Source organism: Photobacterium indicum (assembly GCF_003026215.1).
In the GTDB taxonomy this organism is placed as follows: Bacteria; Pseudomonadota; Gammaproteobacteria; order Enterobacterales; family Vibrionaceae; genus Photobacterium; species Photobacterium indicum.
On record NZ_PYOC01000002.1, the window covers coordinates 853,094 to 866,005 of the forward strand.

The following is a 12,912-nucleotide window of genomic DNA, read 5'->3' on the forward strand; positions in this document are numbered from 1 at the left end:
GCTAGGTTTCAATCCCCACGTGTCGTATTGGTTCGTGGGGATTTCATTATCAAACAGCTGGCATATAGTATTTGTGATATACATCACCTTTTTTTATCTAAGAAAGATTGAGAAAAGGATAACTAACGTGTACCTTATAAAAGTAATTTTTTGTGTTAATAAACAACACCTTAAATCACTGGCAATACCTACCTTTGGTTTAATCACAAAGGATCATAGGTTGATATGAAGCTCAAAAAAATCCCCAGCTTTTACACTGAGGATTTCTATACAATAGCCAGCCAATGGCAACTTTTTTGATGAGCAATACCATTATTCTAGCTTGGTATAAGCATCACACTTATGGGCGTACTAAGTAGTCAGCCTGACCTACCCACTTGTAACTTGTTAGCTCTTCTAAGCCCATAGGGCCACGTGCATGCAGCTTCTGAGTAGATACTGCAACCTCGGCACCTAAACCAAACTGCGCACCGTCTGTAAAGCGTGTAGATGCATTCACATACACAGCAGCAGAGCCTGCCGCATTAACGAAACGTTCAGCAGATTGAATATCGTTAGTCAAAATCGCATCAGAGTGGCTCGCGTTATGTTTACGCATATGAGCAATCGCTTCTGCAACATCGGCAACCACTTTTACGCCTAACGTGAAACTTAGCCATTCAGTATCAAAATCACCGTCTGCAACATGACGTAATGCCGCCGCTTTTCCTTCAAGGAAAGAATACGCCGCATCGTCAGCAACAAATTCAACGTTACTTTTGTTTAAACGCTCAGCTAAGCGGGGTAAAAAAGTCTCTGCCACTTTTTCGCTCACCAACAACGTATCCAATGCATTACACGCTGATGGGCGCTGCGCTTTGGCATTTTCAACCACATCAATTGAACGAGATATATCCGCAGAATGATCAACGTAAACATGGCTAATACCAAAGCCACCGATAATCACAGGAATGGTGCTGTTTTCTTTACACATTTTATGCAAGCCAGCACCACCACGTGGAATAATCATATCAACGTACTGATCAAGGCGCAGTAACTGCGATACTAACTCACGATCCGGTTTGTCGATGTACTGAACCGATGCGGCTGGTAAGTCTGCTTTTTTCAGTGCGACTTGAATGACTTTCACTAATTCCACATTGGAATGAAATGTCTCGCGTCCACCACGTAGAATACTTGCATTACCCGTTTTCAAACACAGTGCAGCAATATCAATCGTTACATTTGGGCGGGCTTCATAAATAACACCAACAACCCCCAAAGGCACACGGCGGCGGCTTAAACGCATACCGTTCTCTAATACTCGGCTATCGAGCTCGGCACCTACAGGATCATTTAAACTGATCACGTTACGTACGTCATTGGCAATGCCGGTTAGCCTTTCTTCATTCAGCAAAAGGCGATCAATCAACGCATCTGTCATGCCTGATTCACGTGCGGCATTAATATCTTTAGCGTTGGCCGCCAAAATCGCATCTTTGTTTGCTTCTAGCTCATCAGCAATGATCGCTAATGCTTGGTTTTTTTGTGCTGTTGCCACTGTTGCTAATTCGAAAGCCGCTTCTTGAGCCGCTTTGCCCATATGTTCAAGATTCACAATATTTCCTCTTTCATGCCAAGTCATCAATATACGTTACGTTGGTTTAATTACATTACTACTGTAAATAACCACTTTAAATGATGACTTTAAATAACCACTAGATCATCACGGTGAATAGCAACAGGACCATATTCATAACCCAGCACTTTATAAATTTCTTGGCTGTGCTTACCTACAATCATTGCCATATCGCGGCTTGAATAGCGACAAATACCGCGGGCTAACAAAACACCGTTGGTATCGAAAATTCGTGCTACTTCGCCACGTTCAAATGCCCCTTTTACTTCGCTAATACCTTTCGATAGTAAGCTACTACCTCTTTCCAGTACGGCCTTAGCGGCACCAGTATCAATCACAATATCACCAGCTGGTGGGGGGCCTGCTAAAATCCAACGCTTACGACTTTCTAGTGGTGTATCTAACGGAAGAAAGCGTGTTCCTACCGACTCACCACTGGCTAAATCAGAAATCACATCGGGGCGACTACCCGCTGCAATAATCACTTCAATACCCGCACGACGAGCAACATCTGCGGCTTGTAGTTTAGTTGCCATACCGCCAGTACCTAAACCACCTACGCTGCCGCCCGCCAATTTGCGCAGTGTTTCATCAATGGTATGCACTTCGCGAATAAGCTCTGCATCTGGGTTATTACGAGGATCCGCCGTAAATAAACCGGGTTGATCGGTTAATAGCAGCAGTTTATCTGCACCACCTAAAATACCCACCAAAGCAGATAAATTATCATTATCGCCTACTTTTATTTCAGTGGTAGCAACCGCATCGTTTTCATTTACAACTGGAATAATGCCGTTATCTAATAAGGCAATAAGCATATCTCGTGCATTCAAGTAACGTTCACGATCATCAAGATCGGCACGTGTTAGCAGCATCTGACCGACATGAAGACCATAAATGCCAAACAAGCTTTCCCACTCTTGAATCAAACGGCTTTGACCTACAGCAGCAAGTAACTGTTTGCTTGCCATTGTTTTAGGCAGTTCAGGATAACCTAAATGCTCTCGACCAGCTGCAATCGCACCTGATGTCACAATAATTACTTTATGACCATGGCGTCGAAGATAAGCACATTGGCGAACCAACTCAACCATATGAGCACGATCTAGCTTCAAAGTACCACCCGTTAATACACTGGTACCAAGCTTTACAACAATGGTTTGCTTGGGGGGGAGCGTTTGTTTATCCGATAAAGGCGGTGTCATAGACCCTACGTGTTTTTCAACATTCGAAAGATCGCCTTCAAGCTTTAGTGCATTAACATTTAGGTGTTTAGTATCAGCCATGGGAATAAACAAAAAGTAGATAATAAGTGTGCATTTGTTTTATCAATCCCATTGCAAGATCACAAGAGAAATGCAGCAATCATATGAAGAATTAATAAAATAAAATGGGATTCAGCTAAAAATAGAACGAAACAGCCTAAAGTACCGTTAAAATGATAAAGACCTCTTTGTCGCTAACCGCTAACAATGAAGCCTTTTAAGATCGTTTGTTTGTTATTTATTACGCAGAACCAAGTACCGCTTCTTCTAACTCAGCGCTTGCTTGTATATCCAATTGACAATCTTCTTTGACAAATTTAGTCAATTTAACATAAAAATCATCTAGTGTTTTTAGCACAGCTTCAGCATGTTTTGCCGGTAACGAACCTTTAATCCAGTTACCTTTCGCATCATAGCGACCAAAATCGTAACGGTATTCAAAGCCGATATCAGTTGCCGTTAAGACTAACCACCACCCCCAAAATTCGCGCTCTTCAGGAGATTTATTGGCACTAATACAGCTTGCTAAGCAGTCAAAGAAAAACTCACCTTCTTTGGATTGCTGTTTGCGTAAATAAGGTCCAAGCGCCGTCAGTTTCGTCATTAAACGACCATGTGGCGGAAAAATAGTATCAGTAGTCATCGCATATCCCCATCCATAGTATATGTATGTAATGTCATACATAAAATACTCAGCCACTTAGGTATGGTCTAAGTCAGTTATAAAACCATTAAAGCCATAATAGACACGTATTGGCAACATTTTATTTACATCATCAGACCAGTTCTCGTCACTTCCCTTATGCTAATTTATCTTTCAGCCATTCAATAACAGTGACCATTGAGCGATGATAACCATCATGTAGCGGTGTGTCTGGCAATGTTATTGCTTTACCACCACGACTCGACATTTCTATTAATTGATTGTCTATTTCGCGGCAAACAGGATCATTTTTTAAGCTGATTCCTAACATTGGGATATCTACTTTTCGCCGACCTAATAAGCCTTGATTTTTCAACGACCACGCGGGTAAATGCGAGGTCAAACTCGATTTTGATACACCGTGTTTCCCCATACGAGAGGCAATCACATCCAAATACATACGTGGCATAGCATCCAGCATTTGAGGCTGAGTAAGCACGCTATGAATCGCACCACCTAGGCTGATACACGTTTTTAATCGTGTCGGTTCCATAAAGCCCAGTCGTATCGCGGCATTGCCACCAAAACGTAAGCCCAGCATCGCCACTTTGGTATTATCAACCCAAGGCACATCGCGAATTTGCTGTACCAATGCCTGATGAAGACGACTAGTATCTTCGGTTAATGCCCAACGAGAGCTATGACCAACAGAAGGCATATCCAATGTCACCATGGCAAAGCCAGCCGGGCCAAAGTAATCGCGGTATAAACGCCACAAGTCCGATTGCAAAGAATCTAATCCACCACTTACAATAACGGTAGGCAGCAACTTATCAGTACGCGGTAAATGAATAAAAGCTTGGAATGTTTTACCTTCATACTTCACATCAATAGTACGTATTTGATGTGGCGTTAACGCCATGGATTCGCGATAAGATTGATTTGCTTGGATCTCAGCTTGAGCTGCTAGCGTATCGCCCTTAAGGTGTGGATATGCTGCAACACTGTAATACATACTGGCTTTTAATAATGTATCAGCTGCTTTTTCTTTCTGACCCACTTCAACGTAAGCACGGGCTTTTTTTTGTAGCTTTGCCCCTACTTGCGTCCATTCATAGGTCCAGTTACCCGGTTTATATCCAATAACTGTATCCAATAATTCATCGCTAGTACGTGTTGCTGTTGAACTCGCCATCCGTGATAGAATCGCTTCCATCTCAATAGGATCAATACCTTGCCAAATCCATTGAGGCCGGCGTAAAACACGATACCACCCCTTCTCACTATCTCCATCTAATGCATTATGCACCGAGGCCGATTTTAAGTTCGCTATTTTCACCAAATTTGATGTTTCTTGGGTATTCATTCGAGGTGCAAATAACTGTTCGGATAAATTTGTTTTTGATGTATCAGACACAATGGACTCCGATATTTAAAATCAAGCTACGCATTAAAGCCAGCAAAAACAAAACAAGACACTACCGTCATGATAGGTTTAAGACTGCCGATGAAAACACGTAGGATCAGCATATAATTTATAGTATATCACTCAATCCTTCATTACTTTGATAGCAATCTGTAATACCAATATTGCAAAAAAACAGATAAAAAAAAAGGCACCATCACTGGTACCTTTTTTAGCGAAATTAACTGTAATCAGCTAATCAATAATTATTTTTTTGAGATAGGCTCAACAAACGTAACAGCCATATCCCAAGGTTGCTCGATCCATGTGTCCTGTGCAATATCAACAACGTAGTCATCAATAAGGTGCTTACCAGCAGGCTTAGCACATACAGTTACAAACTTTGCTTTAGGGTACATTGCACGGATCAGTTCAGCAGTACCACCAGTATCAACAAGATCATCGATTACGATGAAACCTTCACCATCGCCGTCTGCTTGTTTAAGTACTTTCATTTCACGCTGATGATCGTGGTCGTAGCTTGAAATACACACTGTATCAACATGACGAATGTTAAGCTCACGTGCAAGAATCGCTGCAGGTACTAGCCCACCGCGACTAACAGCAATGATACCTTTCCACTGATCAGCTGGTAGCAATTTTTCAGCTAGCTGACGTGTATACATTTGCATGTTATCCCATGTGATAACGAACTTATTACTCATATCCAATGAACCTCTAAATTCAGCGAATTTATCGCCAAAAACGTTTATAAACTGTTATAAAAAAATAATTTTAGCAAGGAAAAGAGCAGAAATCACCCATACACTGATATTCACATCACGTCCCTTGCCACTCATTACTTTTACTGCAGCATAAGTGATAAAACCTAAGCCAATACCTTCTGCAATTGAATATGTTAGCGGCATAAGCAAACAAACAACAACCACTGGCGCAGCTTCTGTTAAGTCGCGCCAATCAATGCTAACTAAACCCGACATCATCAGAATAGCAACATAGAACAATGCACCCGCAGTCGCATACGGTGGAACCATACCCGCTAACGGTGCAAAAAATAAAGCTAATAAAAATAGTACGCCGACAGTAACAGCCGTTAAACCAGTACGTCCACCAACAGCCACACCAGAAACACTTTCGACAAAAGATGTGGTATTTGATGTACCTAATAATGCACCAATCGATGTTGCTGTGCTATCCGCTAAAAGAGCGCGATTTAGGCGAGGTAGCTTACCATCTTTATCGATTAAGTTGGCTTTCGTTGCCACACCGACTAACGTTCCTGCCGTATCAAAAAGATCGACAAACAAGAAAGCAAAAACAATTGAAATAAGACCAACTTCCATTGCACCAGAAAAATCCAGTTGCAAGAAAGTAGGTGCAATGCTTGGTGGCATTGACATGATGCCATTGTATGACACTTCACCAAATAACACGCTCAGTACAGTCACCGCTATAATCGCAATTAAGACAGCCGCTTTATAACCACGGTGAACCAGTGCAATCGTTAAGAAGAAACCCAATGCTGCCATTGCTGCAGGGAAACTGGTTAAATCGCCGATATGTACTAGCGTTGCTGGGTTATCGACAACAATGCCAGAGCTTTGTAGTGCAATAAATGCCAAAAATAAACCGATACCCGCAGAAATGCCGGTACGTAGTGCTAAAGGAATCGCATTAATGATCCATTCACGTACTTTCAATAAACTAAGCACGATAAAACATAGGCCTGAAATAAACACAGCAGCCAAAGCAACTTGCCACGTATGCCCCATGCCTAATACAACGGTATAGGTAAAGAATGCGTTCAATCCCATGCCTGGCGCTTGAGCAACAGGATAGTTAGCAACAAACCCCATGATGAAACAGCCAACCATTGCCGCTAAACAAGTCGCAACAAAAACTGCGCCGTGATCCATGCCCGCGTTGGATAACATCGTTGGGTTAACAAAGATAATGTAAGCCATCGTTAGAAAAGTCGTCAGACCGGCTAACAATTCAGTACGAACATCCGTACCGTGCTCTTTCAGTTTGAATAGTTTCTCAAGCATTGCTCTCAATTCCTTGGAGATAGTACGCAGCAGTTCAAAAAAGTTTTTAAAATAGGAAACGTTTGCGTGTCCGATTTTGGGGGCGATTATATGCTTCTCAAAACACAATTTCCAGAAAATAACCAAATCATCAGTAAATAAACTAACCAAACGAGCAAAAAAGCACCCAACAGTTCCTAGCTAAAAATAAAATCATATAAAACCAAAGACTTAAGCACTAGCTTCGAAGTGCACTTTTTCATCAATATAAAATTATTATCGATAGGCAAACGTTAATATCCCTAACATTTTTGTTAAAATAACGCTTCACGACAATATGTAATCGAATACACACTCTTCGGTATATTTTCATCATATTAACAACAAAAAATACGGCCATTACATGGGAAATATTAAATAAATGAGATGAATGCAGATTAATCAGTTACTTACTATTATCCAGAGGGGCCCCTAAACGTGAGGCAAAAAAAACGCCATCTCAAAAAGAGATGGCGGCAGAATTTGGGCAAATAACCAGATTTGATTATTTAAATATTCTTAATATTTGGGGTGAACAATATGTTCGGCTAAGTAGTGTCGGCAACACTACTCGGCAAAATTAATAACCGAAAGAGCTCGGGTAGCTGAAATTACTCGTGTAAACAGAGCGGTTATTCCAGAAGTATGCAATAGAGTCAAAAGCTTTCATTTTAATTACCTTAATCATAAGTTAGTCCAAACACATGCAACAGTTAGCATGGCTCAATTCCTTGGAGCATTTAGACCGTCGTTGGTCTCACTTAATCTCGGTTCCTTGGAGGCAATATATCGGGCTCATCCTGAGCAGTTAGTGTGTTTTATTTGTCTTCTCTAGAAGATGAACAAACTATAAACTCATCGTAATTTAATTACAAGCATTTTCTTTAAGCTCGTCACACTTTTCGACAAAAGCTCTTGTGGATCACCTTATATTGAAAGTTTATTACAGCACAAGCATCCCAAAGGTTACTGGCACGCGACCAAATCGTAACGCTGGCATTGTTAATTTGTTGCCACCTTTAGGCGCTTCTATATTAAATAACGAATAAAGGCAGTCATGAAGATAAAAGCGAACCTAACACAACGTTTATCATGTAAAGATAAAGACGAACAGCCTAAATACCATGCAACAAGGCGAGCATATTGCAGCTACCAGTGAACAGCTTCTTGCGAGTGGTCACAGTCTGAATACCCACATTTCACATTTTAAGATTTAGCTACCTCACCCAATTGCACAATGGTATGCTTGAGTTAACCATGATAGTTAATTCTGCTATCATTTTGGTCGTTTATCCATCAATTATACTGGATAACAACCTTAGCCCAAGATTGTATAAAGGGAGTCTGCTGTGTCTGAGATTAGTCAACTATCACCACAACCTGTGTGGCAATTCTTCGATCAAATCTGTTCTATTCCTCATCCATCAAAGCACGAAGAGCCATTGGCTCTACACATCATCAAATTCGCTGAAAGCGAAGGATTAGAAGTTCGTCGTGATGATGTTGGCAATGTATTCATTAAAAAGCCAGCAACACCAGGAATGGAAGACCGTAAAGGCGTTGTTCTGCAAGCGCACATTGATATGGTGCCGCAGAAAAATGAAGATACTGACCATGACTTCACAAAAGATCCTATTCAGCCGTTTATTGATGGCGAATGGGTTACAGCAAAAGGAACAACCCTAGGTGCCGATAACGGTATGGGTATGGCTGCATGTCTTGCTGTTTTAGCAGCAAAAGACGTTGAGCATGGTCCACTTGAAGTCTTACTGACTATCGACGAAGAAGCTGGCATGACTGGTGCTTTCGGTCTTCAAGAAGGCTGGCTTGAAGGCGACATCCTATTAAACACGGATTCTGAACAAGAAGGTGAAGTGTACATGGGTTGTGCTGGCGGCGTAGATAGCGCAATCACACTAGAACTTGAGCGCGAAGCTGTTCCAGCAGGGCACGCCGCCGTTAAGCTAGTTGTTAAAGGCCTGAAAGGCGGACACTCTGGCTGTGATATTCACACTGGTCGTGGTAATGCCAATAAGCTACTGGGTCGCTTCTTGTTCGCTCATGCTCAAGAACTGGGTCTTCGCCTAGCAACATTTACCGGTGGTAGCCTTCGTAATGCGATTCCTCGTGAAGCATTTGCCATCGCAACATTACCAGCAGCCAACGTTGACAAGCTAAACGAGCTATTCTCGTACTACCACTCAATTTTAGTGGCAGAGCTAGGTAAAGTTGAAACTGATATCAATCTGTTTATTGAGCCTGCTGAGCTGCCTGTAGATGTATTCGCCGCAGCAACACAGACCCGTTTTAATGCTGTACTAAATGCGTGCCCTAATGGTGTTATCCGCATGAGTGATGACATCGAAGGTGTGGTTGAAACCTCACTGAACGTAGGTGTTATCACTACAGAATCTAGCAGTGTGACTATCTTATGTCTGATACGTTCGTTGATGGATTCTGGTCGAAGCAATGTTGAAGGCATGTTGAAAGCCATTGCTGATCTAGCAGGTGCACAGTGTGAATTCTCTGGCGCATACCCAGGCTGGAAGCCCGATGCGGATTCTGAAGTAATGCGTCTATTCCGTGAAACCTACAAGAATATCTACGGTAATACACCTAATATCATGGTTATTCACGCGGGCCTTGAGTGTGGTCTATTCAAAGAACCATACCCAACTATGGATATGATTTCTTTTGGCCCAACCATTAAATTCCCTCACTCACCTGATGAGAAAGTACAGATCGCGACTGTTGATCTATTCTGGGAGCAAATGGTTGCTATCCTGAAGAACATTCCAGTTAAGAAATAACGAGTAAAAAGATGCGAGAGGCGAGTTCATTGGGACTCGCCTTTTTGTACCTAAGTTCTGCAGGCCAGTTTTTCTAACTAGCATAAAAATCAAGCTCTTCGCTTATCCATAAGATCTCTTGGCCATATACCGCTCTTAAAACTAAAAACCCTCAAACGTTAATTGCTGCGCTTTCATCCCATGATCAAGCCCAACACTGATGCCTATCAAACGAATTTCTCTCCCCTTTTGACGGGTAAGAGCTTCTTTGAGTAATCCAACAAACTGTGTTTTATCTAATACGCCTAATGTATGCTCAACCGTTGTTTGTTGAAAATCGGCAAACTTAACTTTAACGCCTTGTTTCGATATATTCAGTGCCGGACGTTCTTTCTTCAATCTTCGTTCAAGTTCAGGGTATAACTTTTCAATGACTTGCCAGCATTCGTCATACTCACAAATATTCTGCGAGAACGTTGTTTCTACTCCCACAGATTTACGTAAACGTTCGACAACGACTTCTCGGTTATCGATACCTTGTGCTCTCGACCACAAAGATTGGCCTAATTTTCCGAACTGCTGCAATAGTAAATGTTGATCATAAGCCTGTACGTCACGCCCGACGAATAATCCTTTTTCGTGAAGCTTTTGAATGGTGACCTTCCCTACTCCTGGGATTTTTTCTAACTTTAGGTTAGCGACAAAATCGGCCACCTCATTGGGTGTTACAACATATTGACCATTGGGCTTGTTTAAATCTGACGCCACTTTAGCGATAAATTTTACTGGCGCTATGCCTGCAGACGCCGTCAAATTCAGTTCATCTTGAATTGCTCGCCGAATATCTTGTGCTATGAGTGTTGCTGAGCCGTAAAACATTTCACACTCAGTCACATCTAAATAGGCTTCATCTAACGATAATGGCTCAATCTTATCGGTATAGCGTTGAAAGATGGCGCGAATATGCTGCGAGACTTCCTTGTAGACCGACATACGTCCCGGAACGAGAGTAAGGTGAGGACATAGCTTCATGGCTTGCCCCGAAGGCATGGCTGAACGCACACCGTATTTACGCGCCAAGTAATTACATGTACTGATCACACCTCGTTGCTCTGAACGACCACCAATCGCAATAGGGATATTCTTCAAGGCAGGGTTATCACGCATTTCAACGGCTGCATAAAAACAGTCCATATCAACATGAATAATTTTACGCTGTTCGATCTCTACGCTGGACACTTATTTCCTCTACCCTCGCCAATCTGTAAGTAACAACCCACATCAACTGTTTTTATATACAGTGTCATTATAGGCTATTCAAGCAGTCAATAGAAACCAGATACATCGAAGTATCTAAACATAAGCCCGAAAAGTCACAAAATAGTATCTTGTGAGCAAGATCTGACTCACACCACATTTTACGCTTCCTTATTCACAATACCGATGAAATTTGATAGAACTATAAATAAGAATAATTAGGTAAGGAGAACCGTTTGTTCAACAAAGTATTGGTTGTTGAAGACAGTAAAGCCTTTCGTAAATTTCTTGATGCACAGTTGCATCAAGCAGGCTTTCACACAGTATTCGCAGAATCGATCGCTGAGGCGAACGCAATCATTGCGAAAGACAACAACTTTTTATGCGCGGTACTCGACTATTGCCTACCAGATGGGACGGACGGTGAGATCATCGATATCGTGTTAAGTCACCACATCAAATCCGTAGTACTGACAGCACACTTCAGCCAGACCATTCGCGACAAAGTACTGTCGAAAGGCGTTATTGATTACCTATTAAAAGACAGTGCCGCTTCGGTATCTTATTTGGTACCGTTATTACAACGCTTACAGGCCAACACCCACCATAAAGCCATGGTAGTTGATGATTCAACAATGATCCGTCGTCACTTGGTCAATTTGCTCGAGCGCCAAAACCTCTCAGTAATCCAAGCTGAAAACGGGTGTGAAGCCATTAGCTTGCTAGCCGAGCATCCTGATGTCACCTTGATCATCACCGACAATGACATGCCAAAAAAAGACGGTATCACCATGACCCGTGAGATTCGTCGCATGTACAGCCGCAACCAAATCGCGATTTTAGGATTATCGGGCAGCAGCGATAACTCCATGACAGCACAATACTTGAAAGCCGGTGCCAACGATTTCTTGTACAAACCGTTTAATCAAGAAGAGTTTTATTGCCGTATTCACCATATGCTCAACATGAAAGATACATCTGACAAGCTGTATAAGATGGCTAACCAAGACACCTTGACCGGGCTATGGAACCGTCGTTATTTCTTTAACCAACAATGTGATAAAGGTTGCCAACACCGCAACATTGCCATGATGGACATCGATTTCTTTAAGAAAGTGAATGATACCTATGGCCATGATGGTGGTGACGCCGTGTTAATCCACGTAAGCCGTTTGATTCAGGCCCGCTTTGAGGATGCCGTTGTGGCGCGATTTGGTGGGGAAGAGTTTTGTATACAAGCATGTGGAGCATTTTCTCACTTTCAACAACGATTAGAACAATTGCGTGTCGATATCGAAGCCTTATGCATTCCTTATCTCGATAACACGATAAACGTCACCATGAGCATTGGTGCGGTATCAGGCGCAGCACAAAGCCATGCTATTGATGACATGCTGAGAACAGCCGATGATCACCTGTATTACGCCAAAGAACATGGGCGCAACCAAGTGGTGGCCCATGCTTTATAGCGATTTGGTTGCCTATAAATGAAGCACCGCAACAAATTGAAAAATGAAAATAAAAAAGCCTGACTCAACAGAATCAGGCTTTTAGATTGTTCATCAGTTATTTTTCAACTAACCGTAACGTGATAACCTACCACGCCAGTACTTCACAACTAGATGATTTGGTTCTTTTTCCAGTCGGCATGACGTGCTTCTCGGGCTTCACGTTTTTTACGCGCATCGCAAGGTTCAGGGCAGTCACACTCTTTTGCAATGCCGATACCATCAAGCCCACCGCAGCTACCGCTAACGCTTTTACGCTGAAAGATGTAGCCGACAGCCATCGCTACGATAACCAGTAAAAACACCGCGAAGGTTGTTAGATATACAGCCATGATTACTC

General features: G+C 42.2%; 11 protein-coding genes. 2 read left to right on the plus strand and 9 right to left on the minus strand.

What is annotated here, in order from left to right; all coding sequences use genetic code 11:
• Positions 1-340: 340 nt before the first annotated feature.
• The 7 genes from C9J47_RS09815 to vcdP all read right to left on the minus strand — a co-directional run bounded on the left by C9J47_RS09815 (position 341) and on the right by vcdP (position 7,706).
• Positions 341-1,597, minus strand: coding sequence for a glutamate-5-semialdehyde dehydrogenase (locus tag C9J47_RS09815; RefSeq protein ID WP_107253345.1), 1,257 nt, complete (start codon positions 1,595-1,597; stop codon positions 341-343).
• Between the two features lie 89 nt (positions 1,598-1,686).
• Entirely contained in the window at positions 1,687-2,823 is a 1,137-nt protein-coding gene (gene proB / locus C9J47_RS09820; RefSeq protein ID WP_107253475.1) for a glutamate 5-kinase, read from the minus strand.
• Between the two features lie 301 nt (positions 2,824-3,124).
• Positions 3,125-3,526, minus strand: coding sequence for a sigma factor-binding protein Crl (gene crl / locus C9J47_RS09825; protein WP_006230878.1), 402 nt, complete (start codon positions 3,524-3,526; stop codon positions 3,125-3,127).
• Between the two features lie 157 nt (positions 3,527-3,683).
• The gene (gene frsA / locus C9J47_RS09830) at positions 3,684-4,943 is read right to left on the minus strand and encodes an esterase FrsA (protein ID WP_107253346.1); all 1,260 of its coding nucleotides are present in this window, start codon (positions 4,941-4,943) and stop codon (positions 3,684-3,686) included.
• A 254-nt stretch (positions 4,944-5,197) separates the two neighbouring features.
• Positions 5,198-5,656 (minus strand): xanthine phosphoribosyltransferase, encoded by a 459-nt coding sequence (gpt, locus tag C9J47_RS09835; protein WP_006230876.1) that lies wholly within the window; start codon positions 5,654-5,656, stop codon positions 5,198-5,200.
• Positions 5,657-5,710: 54 nt separating this feature from the next.
• The gene (locus C9J47_RS09840) at positions 5,711-7,000 is read right to left on the minus strand and encodes an NCS2 family permease (protein WP_107241190.1); all 1,290 of its coding nucleotides are present in this window, start codon (positions 6,998-7,000) and stop codon (positions 5,711-5,713) included.
• Between the two features lie 598 nt (positions 7,001-7,598).
• Positions 7,599-7,706 (minus strand): small protein VcdP, encoded by a 108-nt coding sequence (vcdP, locus tag C9J47_RS27635; RefSeq protein ID WP_483875170.1) that lies wholly within the window; start codon positions 7,704-7,706, stop codon positions 7,599-7,601.
• Positions 7,707-8,367: 661 nt separating this feature from the next.
• Here vcdP and C9J47_RS09845 point away from each other — a divergent pair.
• On the plus strand, positions 8,368-9,828 hold the full coding sequence (locus C9J47_RS09845; RefSeq protein WP_107253347.1) for an aminoacyl-histidine dipeptidase: 1,461 nt from the start codon (positions 8,368-8,370) through the stop codon (positions 9,826-9,828).
• 141 nt (positions 9,829-9,969) lie between these two features.
• Here the strand turns inward: C9J47_RS09845 and dinB are convergent, their stop codons facing one another.
• Positions 9,970-11,046: a DNA polymerase IV gene (dinB, locus tag C9J47_RS09850; RefSeq protein WP_107253348.1), complete on the minus strand. Its 1,077-nt coding sequence runs from the start codon at positions 11,044-11,046 to the stop codon at positions 9,970-9,972.
• Positions 11,047-11,300: 254 nt separating this feature from the next.
• Between dinB and C9J47_RS09855 the strand changes: the two genes are divergently transcribed.
• On the plus strand, positions 11,301-12,533 hold the full coding sequence (locus tag C9J47_RS09855; protein ID WP_107253349.1) for a response regulator: 1,233 nt from the start codon (positions 11,301-11,303) through the stop codon (positions 12,531-12,533).
• Positions 12,534-12,682: 149 nt separating this feature from the next.
• On the opposite strand, the gene nqrM is transcribed toward C9J47_RS09855, so the two are convergent.
• The gene (gene nqrM / locus C9J47_RS09860; protein WP_006230871.1) at positions 12,683-12,904 is read right to left on the minus strand and encodes a (Na+)-NQR maturation NqrM; all 222 of its coding nucleotides are present in this window, start codon (positions 12,902-12,904) and stop codon (positions 12,683-12,685) included.
• Positions 12,905-12,912 lie beyond the last annotated feature (8 nt).